This is a genomic window from Albidovulum denitrificans (assembly GCF_002973535.1).
In the GTDB taxonomy this organism is placed as follows: domain Bacteria; phylum Pseudomonadota; class Alphaproteobacteria; order Rhodobacterales; family Rhodobacteraceae; genus Albidovulum; species Albidovulum denitrificans.
Map to the genome: position 1 here is coordinate 861,071 of NZ_PVEP01000001.1, position 22,999 is coordinate 884,069.

Genomic DNA, 22,999 nt, shown 5'->3' on the forward strand with positions numbered 1-22,999 from the left:
ATGGGCGACTGCTGCCATGCTTGAACTGGAATACACCGCCGGATCGCCCTACGCGCGCGCCATTCGTATCCTTCTGGACGAGCTTGGATTGGGCTATTCGGGCTCAGAACCGGCAAGCGCGCCGACGAACGCGCAGTTGGGGGCCGACACGCCGACGATGCAGGTCCCGACGCTGCGTGACGGCAATGTCGTGCTTTGGGAAAGTGGCGTGATTGCCGAATATCTTCTGGGAAGGACCGCGAACCGCCCCGATGCCACGCCGCCGCTGGCGAAGGCAGTCTCGCACCCTTCTCGGGAATGGGAGGACAGGTTGCTTTTCGCCACCATCCAGACCCTCGGAACCGCTGTCACCACGATTTCACAACTGACCTGGACCGGCGTCACGATCCCCGCCAACGCGCATCTTCAGCGCTGTGCCAATCGGGCGCAGTTGATCCTGACATGGCTGGAGAGCAGGCTTGAGGACCCGGAACATGGTTTCCTCCCCGGCACCCTGTCCGTGCAGGACATCTTTCTGGCCTGTCATGTCCGGTTCGCCGAGGCCCGGCCGCTCGGTCTGACATTCGACATGGCGAGACACCCGAAGATCGACGCCCTGCTCGGGCGGTTGGACGCAAGGCGCAGCTTCATCGACAATCCGGTCTGGTGGTGGGACCCCGAGGTCGTGGATTACACCGCCGACGGAACGCCGGTCTACGGATCAGGACGCTAGGACCCGCGACCGTCCAGGCGCTGCCTGCTCTGTTCCTTCAGCTCATCCGTCACCAAAGTGTGCGACGCGAACACCTGCGGCACCGACGCGACCCCTTCCGCTTGCCAGTAATGGGCATCGTAAACCTCGAAACCGGCGGGAAGCACCGTCCCCTTCGGCGCGGTGCTGAGGAAGAAGTAGAACGCATTCCCTGCTGTGCGTTCGAACCAGTCCTTTTCGTCGAAGGTTCCCGAATAGACGCCGACGATGGCCGGGAACCGCTCGAATGTCAGATGGGTCTTGGTTCCGCAGCGGGCGCAAAAATGGATGTGTATCCGTTTTCCGCTGCCATCGCTCCTGTGCTGATAGACCGCCGGATCACCGCGCCGCAGGGTGAACTTGTCCTTGTCGAACGTGGTTTCGACAAGATAGGCGCTGCCCGTCGCTCTCTGGCAGAATTCGCAATGGCAGTTGATGATATCGCGCGGCGCCCCCTCGACCGCGTATTCGATCTCATCACAAAGGCAACGTCCCAAGTGCATTGGCCGGTCCTCTCACGTTTCCGGCACCCTATAGCATTTCGGATTTACAACGAATCAGAATTTGAACTTATTCCGTTCAAATTCTGATACTTGCTTTCTCAACGCAAACCCGAAACGCTTTAGCACCAAGCGGCCGCCTTGTCCGCAGGCCCGCTATTGGTGATGCGGGACCGTTGCCAGGCCTTGCTCTGCCCCCCTCAGCGCAGCCACAACCCCGCGCGCCTGATCGTGTTGCGGATCACCTGTTCCTTGCGCGGCAGGTCGTTGCGGTCGAACATGGCGCGGATCTTCTGGCCCTTGCCCTGATAGAGCAGTTTCTTGAAGGGCTCATACTCCTTCATCACCTTCTTGACCGGGTTCGGGGCCAGCGCGCCTTCCATCGCCGCTACCGCCGCGTCGCTTTCGCGGGCGTAAAGCAGGGGCAGCGTCCGGTAATGGCAGGTGACCGCGCCGTCGAGACCGGCCAGCCCCGGACCCGGCCGCCCGCCGCCGAAGGAATGGATCACCAAGGGCAGTGCCACCTGATCAAGCCATGGGTCAAGGCTCTGGCAGACCAGCGTTTCCGGCCCGTCGTCGCGGATCGCCAGCGCATAGTCGAGGAAACGCGCCCCGAACGCCTTGGGAGAGCGGTGAAAGAACCAGCCCGCGTTGAAGTAGAGGTAGCGTTCCCAGTATTCGTCCGGCTGCGACAGATCGAGGCTTGAGGGGTAGTCCAGCCCGAACTTGTCATAAAGCGATGTCCAGATCGCGCCATAACCCGGCCCGTAAAGCTCGATCTCCGGCCATGTCCCCTCGCGCCGCATGGAGGCAGAGGGGCGGTCGAAGTCGAAATCCACCCCGGAGAGCGGGCCGGTAAAGACCGTGTCGGTGTCGAAGAAGACAAAGGGCGCCTCGGGCAGCGCCGCCAACCCTTCGATCTTGTTGCCCTGCGGATAGGCGGCGCCGAAATGGCGGTTTTCGAACGGGACCACGTCCACCTCGAACCGCTTCAGAAGCGCCCTGATCTGCGGCGGCACGGCGGGATCGTTGGGCCAGAGGCGGCTTGGCAGCGGCTCCAGCATCACCAGACGCCCGGTAAAATCGGGGTTGGCGGCGCGGAAGGTGGCGGCGAAGGCCACCGCCTCATAGGCCAGCCGCCCGGACTGACCCACGAAAACGACATTGAAATCGGGCGCTTGCGCCTTCTTGCCCGCCATCACGGCCCCCTTGCTTCCCCGACGCCGCGCTTACGGGCGGCGGGGGGCCGCTGTCCAGCGGTCGGTGAAATCGAAAGCGGAATCGTAACCGAAAAGCCCCGCCGCGCCGCCGGTATGCAGGAAGACGATCCGCTCCCCCTTCCTGAAATGGCCCTTGCGGATCAGGTCGATCATCCCCGCCGCGCCCTTCGAGGAATAGACCGGGTCAAGCAGCAGCCCCTCAAGTTCCGCGAACATGCGGATCGCCTCGATCCCGCCGGGGGTGGGGATGCCATAGCCCTCACCGACATAATCGCAGTTGGCGACCACGTCCTCGCGCCTCACCACCCCCGCGCAGCCCAGCTTTTCGGCCGTGGCAGAGGCGAGGGTGAAGACGTTTTCCTCCTGCTTCGCCTTCGGCGCCCGGACCCCGATGCCCAGAAGCGGGATGCCCGCGTTGATCGCCTTCAGGCCGGTGACAAGGCCCGCCTGCGTTCCCGCCGATCCGGTCGCGTGGATGATGTGATCGACCCGCAGCGCGCGGTCGTTCAGCTGGCCCAGAAGCTCATAGGCGCAATTGACATAGCCCAGCGCCCCGGTGGTGTTCGATCCGCCGCCGGGGATCGTGTAGACCTTGCGCCCCTCGGCGCGGAAACGGTCGGCGACCGCCTCCATCTCGGCGTTCATGTCGCCGCCGCCGGGGCGTTTTTCCGTCGTCGCACCATGAAGATGGTCCAGAAGCACGTTGCCGTTATTGTTGTAATTGGCGTTGTTCGATCCGGTCCGGTCCTCCAGGAGGATATGGCAGGCCATGCCGAGCTTGGCAGCGAAAGCCGCCGTCTGGCGGGCGTGGTTGGACTGGGTGGCGCCTTGCGTCATCACCAGATCGGCGCCCTGCGCCAGGGCCTCGGCCATCAGGAATTCCAGCTTGCGGGTCTTGTTGCCGCCGGTCGACAGCCCGGTGCAGTCGTCGCGCTTGATCCAGATCTCCGGCCCGCCAAGTTCGGCCGACAGCCGGTCAAGCCGTTCCAGCGGCGTCGGCAGATGGGCGAGGAAATGGCGCGGGAAGCGGGCAAGATGCATGGGGTCCTCCGGGTGTTGCCCTTTCTCTATAGGCGCGCCCTGCCCGTGCTGCCAAGCGCGATGCGGGTGGGGCCGGTCGCCGGGGGGGCAGCCACGGGGCCACTCGCGCAGGCGTGACGGAAGGGCATCTTGATTTCCGCCCGCGACCCGGCAAGGATTCGCGCGACGGATTGCCTGGAGACCTCACCCGATGCGCCTTGTCCCCACGCTCGGCCTGCTGGTGGCCCTTGCCCTGCCGGTGGGGGCCCTGGCCGAAACGCAGGTCCCCACGAATGAGGGCGAGGTGCAGTTCAGCTTCGCCCCGGTGGTCAAACGCGCCTCTCCCGCCGTGGTCAGTATATTCACCCGCCGCACCGTGCCGGGCCGCGCCAGCCCCTTCGCGGGCGACCCGTTCTTTTCGCAGCTTTTCGATTTCGGCGCGGCGGCGCCACGGGTGCAGAACGCGCTGGGGTCCGGCGTGATCCTGCGCGAAGACGGGATCGTGCTGTCGAACTACCACGTCACCGGCGATGCGGACGAGATTCGCGTGGTGCTGGCCGACGGGCGCGAATACGACGCCGCCGTGATCCTGGCGGATGAGGCGGCGGACATCGCGGTCCTGCAACTGGACGGGGCAAAGGACCTTCCGGCGCTGATCCTGGCCGATTCCGATCAGGCGGAGGTGGGCGATCTGGTGCTGGCCATCGGCAACCCCTTCGGCGTCGGGCAGACGGTGACCAGCGGCATCGTGTCCGGTCTTGCGCGGGCCGGTGCGGCCATCGGTCGCGGGCGGGGCTATTTCATCCAGACCGACGCGCCCATTAATCCGGGCAACTCCGGCGGCGCGCTGGTGGACATGCGGGGGCAGCTTCTGGGGATCAATACCTCCATCGTCACCCGGTCGGGCGGGTCGAACGGGATCGGCTTTGCCATCCCCGCGAACCTTGTCGCGCGCTATGTCGCGGCGGCCGAGGCCGGCGAAAGCACGCTGACCCGGCCCTGGGCGGGGCTGGCGGCGCAGCCGGTCACCGCCGACATGGCCGAGGCGATGGGCCTGCCCGGCCCGCATGGCGTGGCGCTGACCCATCTGCATCCCGAAAGCCCCTTCGCCATGGCCGGGCTTCAGGTCGGCGATGTGCTGACGGCGCTCGACGGCCAGCCGGTCGACGGGCCGGAGGAGCTGGACTATCGCCTTGCCGTGCATCCGCTGGGCGCGACGGTCCCGGTCGGCTATTGGCGCGACGGGAAACTGGTCGAGGTAGACCTGTTGCTGGCCCCCGCACCCGGCGCCGATACGGAGCCGGTCAGGATCGGGCCGGGCACGATCTTCGAGGGGCTGGCCCTTTCGGACCTGACGCCCGCGCTGATCGACCGGCTGGGTCTGCCCTTGTCCTCCGAAGGGGTCGTCGTGACCGAGGTCGCGGGGCCTGCGCGGCGCACCGGGCTTGAACCCGGCGACATCGTCGTGGCGCTGAACGGCACCCGGCTTGGCAGCGCCGAGGAATTCGCCACGGCCACCGGGACGCAGGCGCGCGACTGGCGCATCGACCTGATCCGGGGCGGGCATGAGGGCATGATCCGCCTTGGCGGGCGCTGATCCGCCGCCTCTCTCCGATTGCCCCCTTTCGGCGCTTGCCCCAAAGCGTTTCGGGTTTGCATTGAGAAATGCAAGTATCGGAATTCGAAAGAAATAAGTTCAAATTCTGATTCAGTGTAAACCCGAAATGCTATAACGTCGCGGCGAATGAGCCCCGAGGGAGAGACTTCATGTCCAAAAGCTACGGTTTCGACACGCTCCAGATCCACGCAGGCGCCCGGCCCGACCCGGCCACCGGCGCGCGGCAGACACCGATCTACCAGACCACGGCCTATGTGTTCCGCGACGCGGACCATGCCGCGGCCCTCTTCAACCTTCAGGAAGTGGGCTATATCTATTCCCGCCTGACCAACCCGACCGTTGCGGTGCTGGGCGAACGGATCGCGACGCTTGAGGGCGGCGTGGGCGCGGTCTGCTGTTCCTCGGGCCATGCGGCGCAGATCATGGCGCTTTTCCCGCTGATGGGACCGGGGCGCAACATCATCGCCTCCACCCGGCTTTACGGCGGCACGATCACCCAGTTCAGCCAGACCATCAAACGCTTTGGCTGGTCGGCGAAATTCGTCGACACGGACGATCTGGATGCGGTCAAGGCCGCCATCGACGACGATACCCGCGCGATCTTCTGCGAAACCATCGCCAATCCGGGCGGCTATGTCAGCGACATCCCGGCCCTGGCCAAGGTTGCCGATGCGGCAGGCATTCCGCTGATCGTCGACAACACCTCGGCCACGCCCTGGCTTTGTCGCCCGATCGAGATGGGGGCGACGCTGGTCGTGCATTCGACGACGAAATACCTGACCGGCAACGGCACCGTGACCGGCGGCGCGATCGTGGATTCGGGCAAGTTCGACTGGTCCGCCAGCGCCAAGTTCCCCTCTCTCTCCGCGCCCGAGCCCGCCTATCACGGGCTGCGCTTCCATGAGACCTTCGGCGCGCTGGCCTTCACCTTCCACGGCATCGCCATCGGGTTGCGCGACCTTGGCATGACGATGAACCCGCAGGGCGCGCATTACACCCTGATGGGGATCGAAACCCTGTCGCTGCGCATGGAACGCCATGTGGCGAACGCGCGGAAAGTGGCGGAGTGGCTGGAAAACGATCCGCGGGTGGAATTCGTGACCTATGCGGGCCTGCCCTCCTCGCCCTATTACGAGCGTGCGCAAAAGATTTGCCCCAAGGGCGCGGGCGCGCTTTTCACCTTCGCGGTCAAGGGCGGCTATGCGGCCTGCGTGAAGCTGGTGGATTCGCTCGATCTGTTCAGCAATGTCGCCAACCTTGGCGATACCCGCTCGCTCATCATCCACTCCGCCTCCACCACGCACCGGCAATTGACCGAGGAACAGCAGATCGCGGCGGGGGCGGCGCCGAACGTGGTGCGGCTGTCCATCGGGATCGAGGATGCCGACGACATCATCGCCGATCTGGATCAGGCGCTGGCCAAGGCGACCGCCTGACGGTGAAGGCCGGGCGGCGATGTTCGTTTCGTCCAAGTCCGGCCCGATGTGAAACGCAAGACCCGGTGCGCCAGAAGCGCACCGGGTTTTTCATGCCGCCCGCTTACTGCGCGATCTCATAGACCACGCTGATCGTCGCGCCGATGCTGATCTCGCCCGAGGCGACCGGGACGCTGCCCGCATCCTTGGCGAAGCGCGCCTCGGCCATCATCATCGGCTGCGGACCGCCGTAATTGCCCTGTTCCGAAATGGTCACGATCCGGCCCAGCGTCACGCCCGCCGCCTCGGCGTAAAGGGCCGCCTTGTGGGCCGCGTCGGCCACCGCGCGGCGGCGTGCCTCATCGGTCGCCTCATCGGGGTTCTGAAGCCCGAACGAAAGGCCGTTCAGCGTATTCGCCCCCTCGGTCACCACGGCGTCAAGCGTCTGGCCCAGAACCGAAAGGTCGCGCAGCCGCACCGTCAGCATGTTCGAGGCGGTATAGCCGCGGACCTGCGGTTCCCGCCCGCTGCTGGAATAGTCGACATTCGGGTGCAGCGACAGGCCGCTGGTCTGGATGTCGCGCCCCTCGATCCCGGCGGCCTTCAGCCGGTCCAAAGCGCCCGAAAGCCCGTCGGAATTGGCCTTCAGCGCGGCGGCTGCGGTGTCGGCCTGGGTCATCACCCCCAGCGACAGCATCGCCATGTCGGGGGCCATTTCCACCTTGCCCTCGCCGGTCACGGCGATGGTGGCAGGCACCGTTTCGGCGGCTGCGGGCAGGGCAAGGACGATGGCCGTGGCCAGGGCGGGGAACATGCGCATGAGAACCTCCTTCGGCATATGTTCACTTTCCTGTCTTTGACGCATCCCGCAAGCCGTTCCTTGGCCCGATCGCCTTTCCATGGGCGAGAATCTGCTTTAGGACGGAAAAGTGCAAAGAGCGGCTTCGTGGGGGGGCCGCGCCCATGCTAGTTGCCCGGAATGAAACCCGTATTCGCACTCGATCTCGATCAGGACTCCGTCACCCTCCTCCGGCGGTCGGCAGAAGGCTGGCTTCGGGTCGGCAAGGTCGATCTTGGCGCCGGAACGGTCGAGGCGGATCTGGCCGCGCTGAAGGCCAGGGCCGAGGCGCTTGAACCCGACGGGTTCGCGACCAAGCTGATCCTGCCGCCTTCGCAGATCCTTTATACCACGGTGGAGGCGCCGGGCGGCGACCGCGCCAGCCGCCGCGCCGCGATTGCCGGGGCGTTGGCGGGGCAAACGCCCTATGCCGTCGAGGACCTCGTCTTCGACTTCACCCGCAGCGGCGCGACCGCGCGCGTCGCCGTCGTCGCGCGTGAGACGCTGGAGGAGGCCGAGGGCTTTGCCGAAACCTACGGCTTCCGCCCGATCTGTTTTGTCGCGGTGCCTGAGGGCGCGGCCTTCGCAGGCGAGCCGTTCTTCGGCCTGACCTCCGTCGCCGGGGCGCATGTGGCGGAAGGCGAAAAGCTCGACCGCGATCAGGACCCCGTGCGGGTGACGGGCGATTACGTTGAAGAGGCCGCGCCCGAGGGGAAAGAGGCCGCGCCGGTTGCCGAGACGGTCGATGAGGCCGCGCCCGAGGGTGAGGCGGACGCAGTTGAGGCGGCGGCAGCGCCCGAGGCGGACGTGGCTGTCGCCGAAGCCGCCCCCACCGAACCGGAAGAGGCCGCCCCGGCCGACGAAGTCGCGGCCCTCACTGATAAGCCTGAGCCAGAGGCCCCCGCCCCAGACCAGCCCGCGCCACCGGCGGAAACGCCTCTGGTCGAAGCCCCCTCGATCCTCACCGACACGGTCCCCGAACCCGCCGAGGATGAAGCCCCCTTCATCGCCGTCGACGACCCCGAACCGCCGGTCGCGCCCGGCCCGCAATCCGTGCTGGCCGCCGGTCTGCCCGACGAAACCGAGGGCGAGCTTCCGCCGTCGTTCCAGACCCGCCGCGCCCCGACCTCCAACTGGCCCGAGGATGAGGAAGACCTGCGCGCCGCCGAAAACCGCCTGCATCTCGCGCCCGACGGGCCGGACGCGGCAACCCCGGCGATCCGGCGGATCGAGGGGGCGTCCGCCATCACCGCGCCCGACCTCGCGGTGCCGGACACCGCCGATATGCCAGAGGATGACGGCAGCTCCGCGAAACGCCGCGCGGGGCGGCTGGGGCGGGCCATCCTCGACACGATCCCCGATGCCGCGCATGGCACGCAGGCGCAACAGAAGCTGCGCCGCGCGACGGAATTGCCGCCGCTGACGGCGATATCCGAACCCGCCCCGGACGCGCCACCCGTCACCACGCCGCTGCGCAATACGACCAGCGCGCCGGGCCGCGCCCCGGCCCCGCCGCGCGCGATGGCCCCCGCCGCCCCGTCAAAGGGACGCGGCCGGATGCTGGCGATGCTGACGGGCGGGCTGGTGTTGGTGATGCTGGCGGTCGGACTTGGCGCGCGCCTGATCGGCGGCGGTGAGGACCCCGCCCCGGTGACAGAGACCGCCGCCCCTGCAACGACGCCGGACGCCGCCGCGGAAGCACCCATCGACGTCGCCGCCCCGCCCTCGGACATGGCCGTGGACGAACCTGACGCCACCGCCCCGCCCCAGGACGTGGTCACGGCCGATCCCGGCCCCCTTCCGGCCGAGGTCACCGCCACCCCGACGATCAGCGCGACCGATGCCGCCATCGCCGACGCGCTGGGACAGCCGGTGCCGGAGACGACAGTCACAGAGACCGCCGAACCCGCGCCGGAACCGGAAATCGCCCCCCCGGCGGCGGTTGCGGTGACCCCGCCCGCCGCCTCACCCGAACCGCAGGCGGATTCGAATGGCGCGCCGCTGATCGCGCAGGCCGCGCCCGGCCCGGATGAGGCAACAGCCCCCCTCGCCCTGCCCGCGTCCACCGGCACCGCCGCCGACCTGCCGCCCGCGCGTCAGCCGGTCCCGCCACCCGCCGGGACCGTGGTCGAATTCGGCCCTGACGGGCTGATCGTGGCCAAGCCCGAAGGCGTCATCACGCCGGGCGGCTTCACGCTCTATTCCGGTCCACCGCCGGTCGTGCCGCCCTTGCGCCCCGGAACCGAGGCGCCCGCCCCCGCTGCGGCCCCCGCCCCGGCGGCGCCCCCGGCAACCGGGAATGACGGCGCGGCCCTGCCTGCCGATCCGGCGACCGACACCGCCGCCGCCACGCCCGCCGACCCGGCAGCGGCCACCGCGACGACCCCGGCCCCCGACCCGGCGGTCATTGGCCGCCGCCCGGCCAGCCGCCCGGACAAGGTCCTCGCCGCCGCGACCGCCGCGCGGCAGAAGGCCGACGCGCTGGCCGATGCCGCCGCCGCCGCCGCCAAGGCAGAGGCCGAACGCCTCGCCTCGGCCACAGCGCAGGCCGTCGCCTCCTCCCGCCGCCCGGTGGGTCGGCCAAGCGATTTCTCCACCACCGTCGCGGCCGCCGTCGCCGCGGCCGTCTCGACCTCTGTCACGACGCCCCCCGCCCCGGCCGTCGCTGTCGCGGCGGCACCGGCCCCGGCCCAGCCGCAAGAGGATGTCGACGAACCCGAACCCGTCTCGGCCATGCCGAACCTGCCGACCTCGGTCACGGTGTCGAAACAGGCGACGGTGAAGAACGCGGTCAACCTTGGCGACATCACCCTGATCGGGGTCTACGGGTCGTCGGCCAACCGCCGGGCGCTGGTGCGGATGCCGACGGGGCGCTTCATCAAGATCAAGGTCGGGGACCGGCTGGACGGTGGCACCGTGGCGGCCATCGGCGACAACTCCGTTTCCTATGTCAAACGCGGCAAGACCATCGTTCTGGCGATGACCAAGAAGGGCTGAGGCCTGCCCCTCGCCCCCGGAGCGGGCAGGCTGCCCGCTTTCACCGCAAACGGCCGGATCGCGCCCTGATGTTGCGGGGTTGAAACATGAAGTTGATGTGCGATCCCGGCGCCGGACAGGTAGGTTGGAACCAGATGCCAGCCCGATCCCTTGTCACAGTGCGGCCACCGTTGCCCCCTATCCTGAACCGCGCGCGAGCCGGGGACAGCGTTCCCGGTGACACGCCCCGCCCCGCAAGTCCTTTCAACCCGGTTTCTTGAAGATTTAAGTCCATGGAAAGTTTCCTGTTTCAGGCCTCCCTCTACCTCATCGCCATGGTGATCGCGGTCCCGGTCGCCTCGCGTCTGGGGCTGGGTTCGGTGCTGGGCTATCTGGTCGCGGGCATCGTGATCGGCCCGATCCTCGGCTTTGCCGGATCGGAGATGGAGGACCTGCAACATTTCGCCGAATTCGGCGTCGTGATGATGCTGTTCCTGATCGGGCTTGAGCTTGAACCGAGGGCGCTCTGGAACATGCGCGACAAGCTGCTGGGGCTGGGTGGCTTGCAGATCGTGGTGACGGCGGTGGTGGTGACCCTGGGCGTGCTGGCCATCGGCTTTGACACCCGGGTGGCGATCACGATGGGGGTGATCCTGTCGCTCTCCTCGACCGCCATCGTGCTGCAAACGCTAAGCGAAAAGCACCTGATGCAGACGGCGGGCGGGCGCAACATCTTTTCTGTCCTCCTGATGCAGGACATCGCGGTGATCCCGATCCTCGCCTTCCTGCCGCTTCTGGCCCTGCCCGGCGCCCGCGCGCTGGCCGAGGCAGAGGCCAAGGGCGACGCGCATATCGCCATGACCATCATCGAAAGCCTGCCGCGCTGGGGGGTGACACTGGTCACGCTGGGCGCGGTCGTGGCGACCGTGCTGGCCGGGCATTACCTGGTCCGCCCGCTTTACGCCTATGTCCACCGCGCGCGGTTGCGCGAGATCAACACCGCGCTGGCGCTGATGATCGTCGTGTCGATCGCCTCGCTGATGCTGATGGTCGGCCTGTCGCCCGCGCTTGGCACCTTCCTTGCGGGCGTGGTGCTGGCGAACTCGGAATTCCGGCATGAGCTGGAAAGCGACATCGCGCCCTTCAAGGGGCTGCTGCTGGGCCTTTTCTTCATCACCGTGGGCGCCGGGATCGACTTTGACCTTCTGTTCTCGCGCCCCTTCGCGATCCTCGGGCTGACCATCGCGCTGATGGCGGCGAAGGGCGGTGTCCTCTACCTTCTCGGCTGGGCCTTCAAGCTGCGCGGGCGGGATCAGTGGCTATTCACGCTTGGCCTTGCGCAGGCGGGGGAATTCGGCTTTGTCCTGACCTCCTTCGCCGCCTCGCAGCGCATCCTGCCGGGGACGGTGGCGCAAAGCCTGCTGCTGGTCATCGCCCTGTCGATGTTCCTGACGCCGCTCTTCTTCATCCTGCACGACTACATCGCCAAGCACATGCGCGAAGACAGCGAGGATGTGGCCGAGGATGAGATCGACGAACAGCAGCCGATCATCATCGCGGGCGTCGGCCGCTTTGGGCAGGTCGTCAACCGCATGGTGACCAGCGCCGGGTTCGAAACGACGGTGCTGGACCACGACCTGAAGGTGATCCAGCTTCTGCGCCGCTTCGGCATGAAAGGCTATGTCGGCGATCCGACCCGGCCTGAGCTTCTGGCGGCGGCGGGGCTGGACAAGGCGCGGGTGCTGGTGGTCTGCCTCGACGACCGCAAGGCCTCGGCCCGGCTGGTGGCCTATGCGCGGCGCCAGCGCGAGGATCTGCACATCATCGCCCGCGCCCGCGACCGCGAGCATGTGTTCGAACTTTTCCGCGCCGGCGCCGACGACATCATCCGCGAATATTTCGACAGCAGCCTGCGGGCGGCGCGCTATGTCCTCGAAAACGTCGGGCTGACGGAATATGAGGCGTCGGAACTGCAAAAGACCTTCTACCACCACGACCGGCAGGCGGTCCGCGATCTGGCCGAACTGTGGAAGCCGGGCGTCTCGGTGGAACAGAACCCTGCCTATGTCGCGCGCGCGAAAGAACTGAACCGCGATCTTGAGGCGGCGCTGCTGACCCGGTTTTCCAAGGTGCGCAAGGAACGCAAGGCACAGGAGGCGGCCGAATAGAGCGTTTCGGGTTTGCGTTGCGAAAGTAAGTATCAGAATTCGAACGAAATAGGTTCGACTTCTGAGTCAGTGTAAACCCGAAATGCCATAGGCAAACAAAAACGGCCCCGCCGAGGGGGCCGTTTCAGCATCCGGTCCGGTGTCGGCTTAGGCCGCGCGCGACAGAAGGACGTCGTCCACCTTCTTCTGCGCCCCGGCCTCATCGACGCCGGACACCGCCGCGACCTCACGGGTCAGACGTTCCAGCGCCGCCTCATAAAGCTGGCGCTCGGAATAGGACTGCTCGCGCTGGTCGTCAGAGCGGTGCAGGTCACGCACGACCTCGGCAATCGCCATCAGGTCGCCGGAGTTGATCTTCTGCTCATACTCCTGCGCCCGGCGCGACCACATCGCGCGCTTGACCTTGGCCTTGCCCTTCAGCGTCTCAAGCGCCTTGGTGATGAGGTCGGGCGACGAAAGCTGCCGCATCCCGATTTCATTCGCCTTGTGGGTCGGAACGCGCAGCGTCATCTTGTCCTTCTCGAAGGAGATCACGAACAGCTCAAGCTTGATGCCCGCGATTTCCTGCTCTTCGACCGCCATGATCCGCCCGACGCCATGCGCGGGATAAACGACGAAGTCGTTGGGGCGGAAGTCGGTCTTCTTGGTCTTGCTCATCGGCGCGTATCCTCGCACTTTCACCTGAGACGGGGCGACAAAATGGACCTGCGTCCGAACGGGCGCTGGTCTGTCAGGTCCATTTTCCGTCAAACACCCCCGCCGCAACCCGGTCAGGTTGCGGATCGACACAGGTATCCTTGTCCAAACATGACAGGAATATAACACTAAACCCGCAAGTTTGGAAGGGCCACGGCGTCGCAGCCCCCGGCGCCGGGACAAATCCGGCACTTAGCGGGGTTTTCATGGCCGCGCGCCCTGCGCCACGGCCCGGTTCGGTCCTCATGGCCCCGAATCACCCCGCCGGGGCGATTCGGCCCTGGGCGACTCAGTCGCCCTCGCCCGGCGCTTCGGAGAAGTATTTCTCGCGCTTGCCGGTCTCACCGTCGCGTTCCTCGGCCTCGGGCAAGGGGTCCTTGCGCTGGGTGATCACCGGCCAGGCCTCGGAATATTTCCGGTTGAACTCCACCCATTCCTCAAGGTTCGGCTCGGTATCCGGGCGGATCGCGTCGGCCGGGCATTCCGGTTCGCAGACGCCGCAGTCAATGCACTCATCGGGGTGGATCACCAGCATGTTCTCGCCCTCGTAGAAGCAGTCCACGGGGCAAACCTCGACACAGTCGGTATATTTGCAGGCGATGCAGTTGTCGGTGACGACGTAGGTCATGGCTCGGGTCCGGCGTTTTGCGATCCCCCGCTACCTATCCCCAAGGGCGGGATCATTCAAGACGGGCCGGGCGGGAAAGTCCGGCGCTGCGGCCGCGCGCCGCCGGGGCGGAACATCATTCGGCTTGCCCGCCCGCCGCCGCGACACTGTCCTGCGACAGCGGCGCAAGATCGTCGTAAAGCGCGCGCGCCTCCTCCGCCGGGCCGCGACGGGTGCCTGGGGCAAGGATGCGGATGGTGCGGATATGTCCACCCTGGGAAAAGACCAGCACATCCCCCGCCCCGACGGCGCGGCCCGGCTTGGCCATCCGCGCCCCGTTCAGCCGCAACCGCCCGCCCGACACGACCCCGGCGGCCAGGCTGCGGGTCTTGAAGAACCGCGCCTGCCAGAGCCATTTGTCGATACGGATGCGATCCTCGGCCAATCCGCCCTCAGATCTTGTCGCGCAGCCCCATCAGCGCGGCGGCAAAGGGGTTGTCGGGGTCGATGCGGTCCTTTTTCGGTGGCCGCGCCTCATGCCCGCGCCCGCCCTTGTCGTCGCGCTTGCCGCCGGGTTTTCCGCCATGCTTGCCCCCCGGCTTGCCGCCGCGCGGCTTGCCTTCGCGCCGCTCGCCACCGCCGCCCGGCGCGCCTTCGGGACGCCGGTTGCGCTGCGGGCGGTCGCCACGCGGGGCGCGGGGTTTGGGCGCCCAGGTGAAGGTATAGAAGACCTCCATCTCCGTCACGGTCTGAAGCGCTGCTTCGTCCTCGGTGATCGGGTTGGCGGCCTGCCCTTCCTCAACCGGCTGGGCCACGGCCTCGGTGCGGACCTTCTCGCGCTCGCCCTTCTCGCCCTTGTAGCCAAGCCCCTCCATGAGGCCCGCGAACTGCTCAAGCGTCATGCCGGTGATCGACAGCATGTCGGGATTGGCCTCGAATCCGGCGCGGCTGTCCTGCGTGCGCAGCAGGTCGGCCAGACGTTCCAGCATGTCGATACGGATCGCCCGCGCGCCCGCCGGATGATAGCCCGACAGCGTGTAATACCCCTTCGGCACGCCCTCGATGTTCGGCACGGTCACAAGGCCCGGCGGCGGGCTTTCGGGGAACTCGTCCAGCCCCTCATGCAGCGACCACAGCACCAGACGCAGCCGCGTCGGCGCCGGTTTCAGCAGCGCGGGCTGGAAGATCGTGTATTGCCCGAAGCGCACGCCATGCTTGCGCAGCGCGCCCCGCATGTCCTGATCCAGCGCCTTGACCTCATCAGCGACGCCGTCGCGCGGCAGGACGCCCATCGCCTCGACCAGACGGAAGGCGAAACCGCGCGCCAGCCCGGTCAGCGTCTCGTCGCGCTGCATGTTCAACAGCGGCTCGAACAGGGTCGCGACCTTGCGGTCGATGAAATGCTGCAAGCGGCGGCGGACCTTTTCGGCCACGTCGAACCCGGCCTCTTCGTCCACGAAGGCCTCGACCTGCGGGCGCATCTGGTCGGCGCCCTTCACCAGCTTGCCGATGGCGGACGATCCCCACATGAGGCCGCCCTGCTCGGTAAAATCAAGCTCGGTATCCGGCGCGTTATAGAAACGGTCGGCGCGCAGATGGAATTCGGGGCGCAGCGCCTCATAGGCGGCCTGCTTCAGCGTCTTCGCCTCATCGGGCGAGGCCGATCCGTCCTGATGGAAGCGGAACCCTTCGAGACGGCCGACGAACTCGCCCTCAACCGTCACTTCGCCCTTGTCGTTCACCTCGGCCACGAGGCCCTCCTTCTGCTTGAGCCGGCGAAGCAGAACAGATGTCCGCCGGTCCACAAATCTCTGCGTCAGGGCGCTGTGCAATGCGTCCGACAGGCGATCTTCTACCGCGCGAGTCTCGCCACGCCAATGACTTTCATCGGCGACCCAGCCGGAACGCTGCGCAACATAAGTCCAGGTACGAATATAGGCGAGGCGCCGGGACAATGCGTCAATGTCGCCCGAGGGTTTGTCGATCCGGCGGATTTGCGCCGCCAGCCAGTCGTCGGGGACATGGCCGGGGTCCTGGAGAAAGCCGAAGATGCGTTGCAGAAGGTTCGCGTGTTCCTGCGCCGAGATACCCTGAAAGTCGGGGATGCGGCAGACGTCCCACAAGAGGCGCAGGTCTTTCGGATGGCGCGCCCGGTCACGGATCGCAGGCAGGTCGGCCAGCATCTTCAGGCCGCGCAAGTCGTCCGCCTCGCGCCCGCGCATCAGCCATTCGTCCCTGGGCGATGCCTCAAGCGAACCGATCAGCCGGTCGAGCGTGCCGAAATCAAGCGCGGAGGAGCGCCAGTTGAGGCGCTGGATCGGGCTGAAGCGGTGATCCTCGATGGCGCGGATAACCTCATCGGGCAAGGCCCCGGCCTCCCCCGTCACGCCGAAGGTGCCGGGCGCCATGTGCCGCCCTGCCCTGCCCGCGATCTGCGCCAGTTCATGCGGGAACAGTTGCCGCATCCGCCAGCCGTCGAATTTCGCCGTGGCGGAAAAGGCGACATGGTTGATGTCGAGGTTCAGACCCATCCCGATGGCATCGGTCGCCACAAGGTAATCGACATCGCCGTTTTGATACATCGCCACCTGGGCGTTGCGGGTGCGGGGGGACAGCGCGCCCATCACGACCGCCGCTCCGCCCTTCTGGCGGCGGATCAGTTCGGCCATCGCATAGACATTTTCAACCGAAAACCCGACGATGGCCGCCCGCGCGGGCATCCGGCTTAGCTTTTTCGAACCTGTATAGCTCAGCTCCGAAAACCTCTCCCGCCGCAGGAACTGGACCTTCGGGACCAGCGCGGCAATCGCGCCGCGCATCGTGTCGGCGCCCAGAAACATGGTTTCCAGCAGCCCGCGCGCGTTCAGAAGCCGGTCGGTGAAGACATGCCCGCGCTCGGGGTCGGCGCAAAGCTGGATCTCATCCACCGCCAGGAAATCGCAGCCGATGTCGGTCGGCATCGCCTCGACGGTGCAGATCCAGTATTGCGCGCGCTCGCCGACGATCCGTTCCTCGCCCGTCACCAGCGCGGCAACAGACGGCCCGCGCGCAGCGACGACGCGGTCATAGACCTCGCGCGCAAGCAGCCGCAAAGGCAGGCCGATGACGCCTGTCCTGTGCGACAGCATGCGTTCGATGGCATGATGGGTCTTGCCGGTATTCGTCGGCCCGAGGACCGCCGTGATCCTCGTCTCGGCCGCCATGGCGCTCTCCTAGATTTCCACGCCCTCGGCGTCTTTCTCCAGACGCTCAAGCGCCTGCCTGACATTGTCCTGATGCGGGTTCAAGGCCAGCGCGGCGCGATAGGCCTTCATCGCGTCCTCGGGCGCGCCCGATTCCTCCAGGATCGTGCCAAGCCCGGTCAGCGCCGCGAAATGATGCGGGTTGAGGTCGAGGACATGGCGCAGATCGGCCAGCGAGGGGCCGTAAAGCCCGGCGCGGTAATAGGCCATGGCGCGGGAATACCAGCCCTCGGCGAAGTCCGGCGCATGGTCTGTCAGCGCGGTCAGGTGTTCGATGGCAGCCGTCGTATCGCCCGCCTCGATCGCCTCGCGCCCGCGCTTCAGGAGAAGGTCCATGGTGGGGGAGCCGGATTTCGACCATTCGCGCAGGATGTCCGATTCCGCCCGGTCCCAATGCGGATTGTCGGGGTCGGCGAGCTGTTCATAAAGACCGTTCATATCCACCGGCGCCGCCTGCCCCGCCACCGGCGCAAGCAGTAACGCTGCGGCAAAAGCCGCGAGAAGTGATGTGAGACGGGTGGCGCTATCAATCATTACGCGGCAGAGTGTAGCGCAATCGCGCCGGAAAGCGAGTGGTCCGGCGGTCACAATCGGAGGAACGAATGAGCGATGTTGTGAATGCGGCCGTTGCCGCGCTTGGCAAGAAGCTGTCCGGCGGCATCCCCGGCACGGCGAAATTCGTCATCGAGGGCGAAGGCGCGCTGATCGTCGACGGCACGGGCGTGCGCGCGGGCGATGACGATGCCGACGTGACGCTGACCGCCGATCGCGAGACGTTCGAAGGGATCCTCTCCGGCGACGTGAACCCCACCGCCGCCTTCATGCAGGGCAAGCTGGCCGTAGACGGCGACATGGGCCTTGCGATGCAACTGGGGGCAGCCCTGTCCTGATGGCCGAGGCGGCACCCTATTTTGCCGAAGTGACCGAGGCGCCGCCGGGCGAATCCTGCGTCTGGCTGCGCGCCTCGGACGGGGTGCGCATCCGCGCCGCCCATTGGCGCGCGGGCGGCAAGGGGACAGTCATCATGTTCCCCGGCCGCACCGAATATATCGAGAAATACGGCCCCGCCGCGCTGGATTTCGCGAAGCGCGGCTATGCCTCGGCCGCGCTCGACTGGCGCGGTCAGGGTATCGCCGACCGGCTGATGGAGGACCGCGCGCCGGGTCATGTGCTGGATTTCGCCGATTACCAGAAGGACGTCGCGGCGCTGCTGGACTGGCTCAGGGCGGAAGACCTGCCGCAGCCCTGGTATCTGGTCGGTCATTCCATGGGCGGCTGCATCGGCCTGCGCGCGATCTATGACGGCATCCCGGTCAAGGCCGCGGCCTTCTCCGCGCCGATGTGGGGCATCAAGATGCAATCGGCGATGCGCCCGCTGGCCTGGACGCTGGGAACACTGGCGCCGCGCGTCGGGATGGGCGGCAAGATGACGCCCACCACCTCGAAGGTCACCTATGTGATGGAGGCGGCCTTCGAAGGCAATCTCCTGACCCGCGACCGCGCGATGTTCGAACTGATGGTACGTCAACTGACCGCGCACCCCGACCTCGCCATCGGCGGGCCGACACTGCAATGGCTGGGTCAAGCGCTTCTTGAGACGCGGGCGCTGATGGCGATGGACCCGCCCGGCCTGCCCTGCCTGACGGTGCTTGGCATCAACGAACGCATCGTCCATATCGAGGCGATCAAGCGGCGCATGGCGACATGGCCGGGGGCGGAATTCGACCTGATCCCCGACGCGGAGCATGAGTTGATGATGGAGGTCCCGGCGGTGCGGAACCGCTTCTTCGACAAGGCGGTGGCGCTGTTCGACGCCAATCGCTGACCGGCCATCAAATCTCGATCGTGGTGAAACTGTCGCGCAGGGCCTGCGACCAGGCCTGGCTCATCGCCAGGAAATCGGCATCCCCCGGCTCGATCCGCCGCGTGGCCCCCATCCGGCATTCATCGGCGCGGATCACCGCCAGATCCAGCGGCATCCCCACCGACAGGTTCGACCGCAGCGTCGAATCCATCGACAGAAGCACCGCCTTCTGCCCGTCCTCCAGCGAGGTTTCGGGCCGCACGATGCGGTCGAGGATCGGCTTGCCGTATTTGTGTTCGCCGATCTGAAGGAAGGGCGTGTCCTCCGTCGCCTCGATGAAATTGCCCTCGGGGTAGACAAGGAACATGCGCATCGTGCCGCCCTTGCGCTGCCCCGCCACGATGAGCGAGGCCGAAGCCCCCTGACGCATCGCGGCCAGCTTGTCATCGACCGTCTGGCGCACGGCCGACAGCGTATCGCCGATCATCTCGGCCACGCGCAGCATCGTCGGCGCCAGCAGGATTGACGTCTCCGCCGTCGCCTCAGGGTCCTCGATCGCCTCGGCCAGCCGCGCCATCGTGGTCTGGGTGATCGACAGGCTGCCCGCGGTCAGGATGGTGACGATGCGCTCCCCCGGTTCCTCGAAGACGAACATCTTGCGATAGGTCGCGATATTGTCGAGACCGGCATTGGTCCGCGTGTCCGACAGAAGAACCATGCCTTCGTTCAGAAGGAGGCCGACGCAGTAAGTCATAGTGGTGTTCCGATCACGATCCCCGCAAGCGTCGCGACACTATTGCTGCCCGGCGGTCACTGCAACCGTCACGTCAAGCGCCTCGGCCCCCGGACCGCTGGCGATGCCCCGGATCGGCGCGGCATCCTGCGCCGAAAAGCCCGATCCGATGCGGATGTATAGATCGTTCGGGCAACAGGCATTGGCGGGGTCGAAGCCGATCCAGCCCAGTTCCCCGACCCATAGCTCGGCCCAGGCATGGGCGGCCTCATGTTCCTTGCCGTCCTGATCGGCCAGCAGATAGCCCGAGACATAGCGCCCCGGAATGTCCAGGCTGCGCGCGGCGGCGATCAGGGCATGGGCGTGGTCCTGACAGACCCCCTCGCCCAGCGCCAGCGCCTCGGCGGCCGAAGTATGCGCGCCGGTCACGCCGGGGCGATAGGCAATGGCGGCGCGCACGGCGTTGGACAGCGCGTGGCAGGTATCCAGCGGGCTTGTCGCCCCGCGCGCGGCCCCGGCGGCCAGATCGGCCAGCGCGGTGTCGATCATCGTCGCGGGCGTCTCGCGCAGGTAGACGAGCGGGTGGACGGTTTCGCGATGCCCGCGCAACATGCCCGCCAGATCGGTGGTGTCCACCGTGCCGGTCGCGGCGACCTCTACCCGGTCGGCCGGGCCGCGCACCGACCAGCTTTCGATCCAGTCGCCCGCCCCGTCGCGAAAGGCGCCGCCGCGTGTACCACCCTCGACCGAAATCTCCCAGGACAGCACCTTCTGCCCGTCGAAGTGCGACGGCGTCAGGCGCAGGCTTTGCACCGCAAGACGCAGCGGCGCGTCGTAACGGTAGACGCTCCGGTGGCTGACCGAGACGATCATCGCATCTCTCCGCTCAGGTAGGTGGCATGGACTATGCCGCCGATCCGGTTCACCTGCCCGATCACGCGGGACAGAAACTCGTGCATCCCTTCCTCGATGATCTCCTCGACCGACAGCCCGCGAAGCGCGTCGCGAAGACCTTCGGCCGCCTCCTGCGCCTCGGTCCGGCGGCCATATGTTTCCTCAAGATGGCCCAGATGACGCTCCACCGCCAGCGCCGAGGCCATCAGGGAGCGGGGGAACTTGGCGTTCAGGATCAGGAAATCGGCGATCTTGGCGGGCGTCACGTCGCCGCCATAGGCCCAGTGAAAGGCGCGGTGCGCCGACATCGCGCGCAAAAGCGTGGTCCACTGGTAATTGTCGAACTCCGACCCGACGAAATCCACCCGTGGCAGAAGGACGTAATACTTCACGTCGATCAGCCGCGCGGTGTTGTCGGCCCGTTCCAGCCCGTAGCCGAGGCCAAGGAAATCGTAGCCGTCATTGCGCAGATGCGTGGTTTCGATGGCCCCGCGCAGAAGCGCCGTCTGGCGCATCGTCCATTCGGTCAGAACGCCCAGCTCAAGCTCGCTGCGCGGCTGGCGCTCCAACTGCCGCAACTCCTGAAAGGCCGAATTCAGCGCGTCCCACATCTGGCTGGTCAGCGCCGTCCGCACGATGCGCCCGTTTTCCCGCGCGCGTTCGAAGCATGAGGCGACCGAGGACGGATTGTCGCGGTCGAAAAACAGATAGCTTTCGATGTTGCGCTGCACCGGGTCGCCGTACTTGTGGCTGAACCCGTCGGCGGTGCCGGACGCCTGCAAAAGCGAATCCCATTCGTTGCGATAGCCATGCCCGACGGACGGCAGAAGCGCGATCCGCGCGCCCACCTCCAGCAGACGGGCCATCATTTCCGCCCGCTCGATATAGCGGCCGATCCAGTAGAGGTTGTCGGCGGTCCTGCTCAGCATGTCTCTTTACTCCGCCAGCACCCAGGTATCCTTGACGCCACCCCCTTGCGAGGAATTGACGACAAGCGAGCCTTCGCGCAGCGCGACGCGGGTCAGGCCGCCCGGCACAAGCTCAATCTTCTCGCCCACCAGACAATAGGGCCGCAGGTCGACATGGCGGGGCGCGATCCCCTCCTCCACGAAGGACGGACAGGTTGACAGCGACAGCGTCGGCTGGGCGATGTAATTGTCGGGGTCCTCCTCGATCCTGGTGCGGAAATAGGCGATCTGGTCCTCGGTCGATTTCGGCCCGACCAGCATCCCGTAGCCGCCCGAGCCATGGACCTCTTTCACGACAAGCTCCCCCAGATGGTCGAGGACGTATTTCAGATCGTCCGCCTTGGCACATTGCCAGGTCGGCACGTTTTGCAGGATCGGCTCTTCGCCAAGGTAAAAGCGGATCATGTCCGGCACGAAGGTATAGACCGCCTTGTCATCGGCCACGCCTGCGCCGGGGGCCGATGCGATGGTGACGCCGCCGGAACGGTAGACATCCATCAGGCCGGGAACGCCCAGCATGGAATCGGGCCGGAAGCAGAGCGGATCGAGATAGGCGTCGTCGATCCGGCGATAGATCACATCGACCTTTTGCGGCCCCTCGGTCGTCCGCATCCAGACGAAACCGCCCTCGACAAAGAGATCGGCCGGTTCGACCAGTTCGACGCCCATCAGGTCGGCAAGGAAGGAATGTTCGTAATAGGCCGAGTTGTAATGCCCCGGCGTCAGGATCACCACGGTCGGGTCGCTCTCGCATTTCGCGGGCGCGACCGAGGCCAGCGTGCGGCGCAGGATCGTGGAATAGGCATCGACCGGCTCGATCCGGTTCTCGCGGAAGAGCGCGGGAAACATCCGCATCATGATCTCACGGTTTTCCAGCATATAGCTGACGCCGGAGGGGGTGCGGCAATTGTCTTCCAGCACGAAGAAATCGTCCGGCCCGGTACGGACAAGGTCGATCCCGACGATATGGCTGTAGACGCCCTTGGGCGGGACAAAGCCGGTGACGGCCTTTTCATACGCCTCATTGCCATAGATCAGCCGGGCGGGAATGCGGCCCGCGCGAATGATCTCTCCCCGGCCGTAGACATCGACGAGGAAGGCGTTCAGCGCCTTGGCCCGCTGCTTGATCCCGCGTTCGAGACGCCGCCATTCGGGTTGCGTGAAGACACGCGGGAACATGTCGAAGGGGATCAGCCGGTCGGGATCGCCACCCTCGCCATAGACCGCGAAGGTGATGCCGATGCGGCGGAACAGCGCCTCCGCCTCGGCCTGCTTCATCTGCCTGAGTTCGGCCGGCATGTGCTGCGTCCAGTCGCCGAGTTTCGCGTAATGCGGCCTGATGCCGTTATCGTCGAACATCTCGTTGAAGAACGCTGGCGCCATACTCATCCCCCAAGTCCTGCACTGATGAAAGACTAGGCAGCCATTTTGGCAATGGAAAGCGCTGGCCGGGGATTTTCGGGGCGGGGCCGCGTCAATGCCCAAAATTTGGGCTGTATGGCGGTTAATTTTTAGGCGGAAACCTCGGCGCCCCCGGCCGCCGCAGAAGGTATTTGGGGCAAGATGAAAG

The 22,999-nt window shown here is 66.4% G+C and carries 20 protein-coding genes; 7 read left to right on the forward strand and 13 right to left on the reverse strand.

Annotated elements, in window-relative coordinates; translation table 11 throughout:
- The first annotated feature begins 16 nt into the window (after positions 1-16).
- Positions 17-712, forward strand: a complete 696-nt coding sequence (locus tag LX70_RS04205) for a glutathione S-transferase family protein (RefSeq protein WP_170076111.1) — start codon at positions 17-19, stop codon at positions 710-712.
- Here LX70_RS04205 and LX70_RS04210 read toward each other — a convergent pair.
- From LX70_RS04210 to cuyA, 3 genes are all read right to left on the reverse strand, one after another.
- The gene (locus LX70_RS04210) at positions 709-1,233 is read right to left on the reverse strand and encodes a GFA family protein (protein WP_105513237.1); all 525 of its coding nucleotides are present in this window, start codon (positions 1,231-1,233) and stop codon (positions 709-711) included. The two genes, LX70_RS04205 and LX70_RS04210, sit on opposite strands and share 4 nt — an antisense overlap.
- 197 nt (positions 1,234-1,430) lie before the next feature.
- Positions 1,431-2,429 carry a hypothetical protein gene (locus LX70_RS04215; RefSeq protein WP_105513238.1) on the reverse strand — a complete coding sequence of 333 codons (999 nt, stop codon included), beginning with the start codon at positions 2,427-2,429 and terminating at the stop codon, positions 1,431-1,433.
- A 30-nt stretch (positions 2,430-2,459) separates the two neighbouring features.
- The gene (gene cuyA, locus LX70_RS04220; RefSeq protein WP_105513239.1) at positions 2,460-3,491 is read right to left on the reverse strand and encodes a D-cysteate sulfo-lyase; all 1,032 of its coding nucleotides are present in this window, start codon (positions 3,489-3,491) and stop codon (positions 2,460-2,462) included.
- Between the two features lie 190 nt (positions 3,492-3,681).
- Here cuyA and LX70_RS04225 point away from each other — a divergent pair, with 190 nt between their 5' ends.
- Together LX70_RS04225 and LX70_RS04230 are read left to right on the forward strand one after the other, a co-directional pair.
- Positions 3,682-5,067 carry a trypsin-like peptidase domain-containing protein gene (locus LX70_RS04225; RefSeq protein ID WP_105513240.1) on the forward strand — a complete coding sequence of 462 codons (1,386 nt, stop codon included), beginning with the start codon at positions 3,682-3,684 and terminating at the stop codon, positions 5,065-5,067.
- A gap of 170 nt (positions 5,068-5,237) precedes the next feature.
- Positions 5,238-6,524 carry an O-acetylhomoserine aminocarboxypropyltransferase/cysteine synthase family protein gene (locus tag LX70_RS04230; protein ID WP_105513241.1) on the forward strand — a complete coding sequence of 429 codons (1,287 nt, stop codon included), beginning with the start codon at positions 5,238-5,240 and terminating at the stop codon, positions 6,522-6,524.
- Positions 6,525-6,627: 103 nt separating this feature from the next.
- Here the strand turns inward: LX70_RS04230 and LX70_RS04235 are convergent, their stop codons facing one another.
- Entirely contained in the window at positions 6,628-7,323 is a 696-nt protein-coding gene (locus LX70_RS04235; RefSeq protein ID WP_170076112.1) for an SIMPL domain-containing protein, read from the reverse strand.
- A gap of 159 nt (positions 7,324-7,482) precedes the next feature.
- On the opposite strand from LX70_RS04235, the gene LX70_RS04240 reads away from it, so the two are divergent.
- Positions 7,483-10,338 (forward strand): hypothetical protein, encoded by a 2,856-nt coding sequence (locus LX70_RS04240; protein WP_105513243.1) that lies wholly within the window; start codon positions 7,483-7,485, stop codon positions 10,336-10,338.
- 272 nt (positions 10,339-10,610) lie between these two features.
- On the forward strand, positions 10,611-12,485 hold the full coding sequence (locus LX70_RS04245) for a cation:proton antiporter domain-containing protein (RefSeq protein ID WP_105513244.1): 1,875 nt from the start codon (positions 10,611-10,613) through the stop codon (positions 12,483-12,485).
- A 147-nt stretch (positions 12,486-12,632) separates the two neighbouring features.
- Here LX70_RS04245 and LX70_RS04250 read toward each other — a convergent pair whose 3' ends face one another.
- From LX70_RS04250 to LX70_RS04270, 5 genes are all read right to left on the reverse strand, one after another.
- Positions 12,633-13,142 carry a CarD family transcriptional regulator gene (locus tag LX70_RS04250; protein ID WP_105513245.1) on the reverse strand — a complete coding sequence of 170 codons (510 nt, stop codon included), beginning with the start codon at positions 13,140-13,142 and terminating at the stop codon, positions 12,633-12,635.
- Between the two features lie 328 nt (positions 13,143-13,470).
- The gene (fdxA, locus tag LX70_RS04255) at positions 13,471-13,809 is read right to left on the reverse strand and encodes a ferredoxin FdxA (protein ID WP_105513246.1); all 339 of its coding nucleotides are present in this window, start codon (positions 13,807-13,809) and stop codon (positions 13,471-13,473) included.
- A 115-nt stretch (positions 13,810-13,924) separates the two neighbouring features.
- A complete protein-coding gene (locus LX70_RS04260) occupies positions 13,925-14,233 on the reverse strand; it encodes an RNA-binding S4 domain-containing protein (protein WP_105513247.1) in 309 nt (102 codons plus the stop codon).
- A gap of 7 nt (positions 14,234-14,240) precedes the next feature.
- Positions 14,241-16,991 (reverse strand): helicase-related protein, encoded by a 2,751-nt coding sequence (locus tag LX70_RS04265; RefSeq protein WP_105513248.1) that lies wholly within the window; start codon positions 16,989-16,991, stop codon positions 14,241-14,243.
- Between the two features lie 9 nt (positions 16,992-17,000).
- Complete coding sequence (locus tag LX70_RS04270) at positions 17,001-17,468, reverse strand: tetratricopeptide repeat protein (protein WP_105513600.1); 468 nt, start codon at positions 17,466-17,468, stop codon at positions 17,001-17,003.
- 164 nt (positions 17,469-17,632) lie between these two features.
- On the opposite strand from LX70_RS04270, the gene LX70_RS04275 reads away from it, so the two are divergent.
- Entirely contained in the window at positions 17,633-17,920 is a 288-nt protein-coding gene (locus tag LX70_RS04275; RefSeq protein WP_105513249.1) for an SCP2 sterol-binding domain-containing protein, read from the forward strand.
- Positions 17,920-18,855: an alpha/beta hydrolase gene (locus LX70_RS04280; RefSeq protein WP_105513250.1), complete on the forward strand. Its 936-nt coding sequence runs from the start codon at positions 17,920-17,922 to the stop codon at positions 18,853-18,855. Before LX70_RS04275 ends, LX70_RS04280 begins: the two co-directional genes overlap by 1 nt.
- A gap of 7 nt (positions 18,856-18,862) precedes the next feature.
- Here the strand turns inward: LX70_RS04280 and LX70_RS04285 are convergent, their stop codons facing one another.
- Genes LX70_RS04285 through LX70_RS04300 form a run of 4 tightly spaced genes read right to left on the reverse strand, consistent with a single transcriptional unit; the run spans position 18,863 to position 22,818 of the window.
- Positions 18,863-19,588 carry an Ntn hydrolase family protein gene (locus LX70_RS04285; RefSeq protein WP_105513251.1) on the reverse strand — a complete coding sequence of 242 codons (726 nt, stop codon included), beginning with the start codon at positions 19,586-19,588 and terminating at the stop codon, positions 18,863-18,865.
- 39 nt (positions 19,589-19,627) lie between these two features.
- Positions 19,628-20,440 carry a transglutaminase family protein gene (locus LX70_RS04290; protein ID WP_105513252.1) on the reverse strand — a complete coding sequence of 271 codons (813 nt, stop codon included), beginning with the start codon at positions 20,438-20,440 and terminating at the stop codon, positions 19,628-19,630.
- Positions 20,437-21,390: an alpha-E domain-containing protein gene (locus LX70_RS04295; RefSeq protein WP_105513253.1), complete on the reverse strand. Its 954-nt coding sequence runs from the start codon at positions 21,388-21,390 to the stop codon at positions 20,437-20,439. The genes LX70_RS04290 and LX70_RS04295 overlap by 4 nt, the downstream gene beginning before the upstream one ends.
- A 6-nt stretch (positions 21,391-21,396) precedes the next feature.
- Entirely contained in the window at positions 21,397-22,818 is a 1,422-nt protein-coding gene (locus LX70_RS04300) for a circularly permuted type 2 ATP-grasp protein (RefSeq protein WP_105513254.1), read from the reverse strand.
- Positions 22,819-22,999: the final 181 nt, after the last annotated feature.

Excerpts from the sequence above, each read along its gene's own strand:
- LX70_RS04225 (WP_105513240.1), top strand. The coding sequence starts at position 3,682 with ATGCGCCTTGTCCCCACGCTCGGCCTGCTGGTGGCCCTTGCCCTGCCG.
- LX70_RS04250 (WP_105513245.1), bottom strand. The coding sequence starts at position 13,142 with ATGAGCAAGACCAAGAAGACCGACTTCCGCCCCAACGACTTCGTCGTT.
- LX70_RS04205 (WP_170076111.1), top strand. The coding sequence starts at position 17 with ATGCTTGAACTGGAATACACCGCCGGATCGCCCTACGCGCGCGCCATT.
- LX70_RS04215 (WP_105513238.1), bottom strand. The coding sequence starts at position 2,429 with ATGGCGGGCAAGAAGGCGCAAGCGCCCGATTTCAATGTCGTTTTCGTG.
- LX70_RS04295 (WP_105513253.1), bottom strand. The coding sequence starts at position 21,390 with ATGCTGAGCAGGACCGCCGACAACCTCTACTGGATCGGCCGCTATATC.
- LX70_RS04290 (WP_105513252.1), bottom strand. The coding sequence starts at position 20,440 with ATGATCGTCTCGGTCAGCCACCGGAGCGTCTACCGTTACGACGCGCCG.
- LX70_RS04275 (WP_105513249.1), top strand. The coding sequence starts at position 17,633 with ATGAGCGATGTTGTGAATGCGGCCGTTGCCGCGCTTGGCAAGAAGCTG.
- fdxA (WP_105513246.1), bottom strand. The coding sequence starts at position 13,809 with ATGACCTACGTCGTCACCGACAACTGCATCGCCTGCAAATATACCGAC.
- LX70_RS04280 (WP_105513250.1), top strand. The coding sequence starts at position 17,920 with ATGGCCGAGGCGGCACCCTATTTTGCCGAAGTGACCGAGGCGCCGCCG.
- LX70_RS04300 (WP_105513254.1), bottom strand. The coding sequence starts at position 22,818 with ATGAGTATGGCGCCAGCGTTCTTCAACGAGATGTTCGACGATAACGGC.
- LX70_RS04285 (WP_105513251.1), bottom strand. The coding sequence starts at position 19,588 with ATGACTTACTGCGTCGGCCTCCTTCTGAACGAAGGCATGGTTCTTCTG.
- cuyA (WP_105513239.1), bottom strand. The coding sequence starts at position 3,491 with ATGCATCTTGCCCGCTTCCCGCGCCATTTCCTCGCCCATCTGCCGACG.
- LX70_RS04240 (WP_105513243.1), top strand. The coding sequence starts at position 7,483 with ATGAAACCCGTATTCGCACTCGATCTCGATCAGGACTCCGTCACCCTC.
- LX70_RS04235 (WP_170076112.1), bottom strand. The coding sequence starts at position 7,323 with ATGCGCATGTTCCCCGCCCTGGCCACGGCCATCGTCCTTGCCCTGCCC.
- LX70_RS04265 (WP_105513248.1), bottom strand. The coding sequence starts at position 16,991 with ATGGCGGCCGAGACGAGGATCACGGCGGTCCTCGGGCCGACGAATACC.
- LX70_RS04245 (WP_105513244.1), top strand. The coding sequence starts at position 10,611 with ATGGAAAGTTTCCTGTTTCAGGCCTCCCTCTACCTCATCGCCATGGTG.
- LX70_RS04270 (WP_105513600.1), bottom strand. The coding sequence starts at position 17,468 with ATGAACGGTCTTTATGAACAGCTCGCCGACCCCGACAATCCGCATTGG.
- LX70_RS04210 (WP_105513237.1), bottom strand. The coding sequence starts at position 1,233 with ATGCACTTGGGACGTTGCCTTTGTGATGAGATCGAATACGCGGTCGAG.
- LX70_RS04230 (WP_105513241.1), top strand. The coding sequence starts at position 5,238 with ATGTCCAAAAGCTACGGTTTCGACACGCTCCAGATCCACGCAGGCGCC.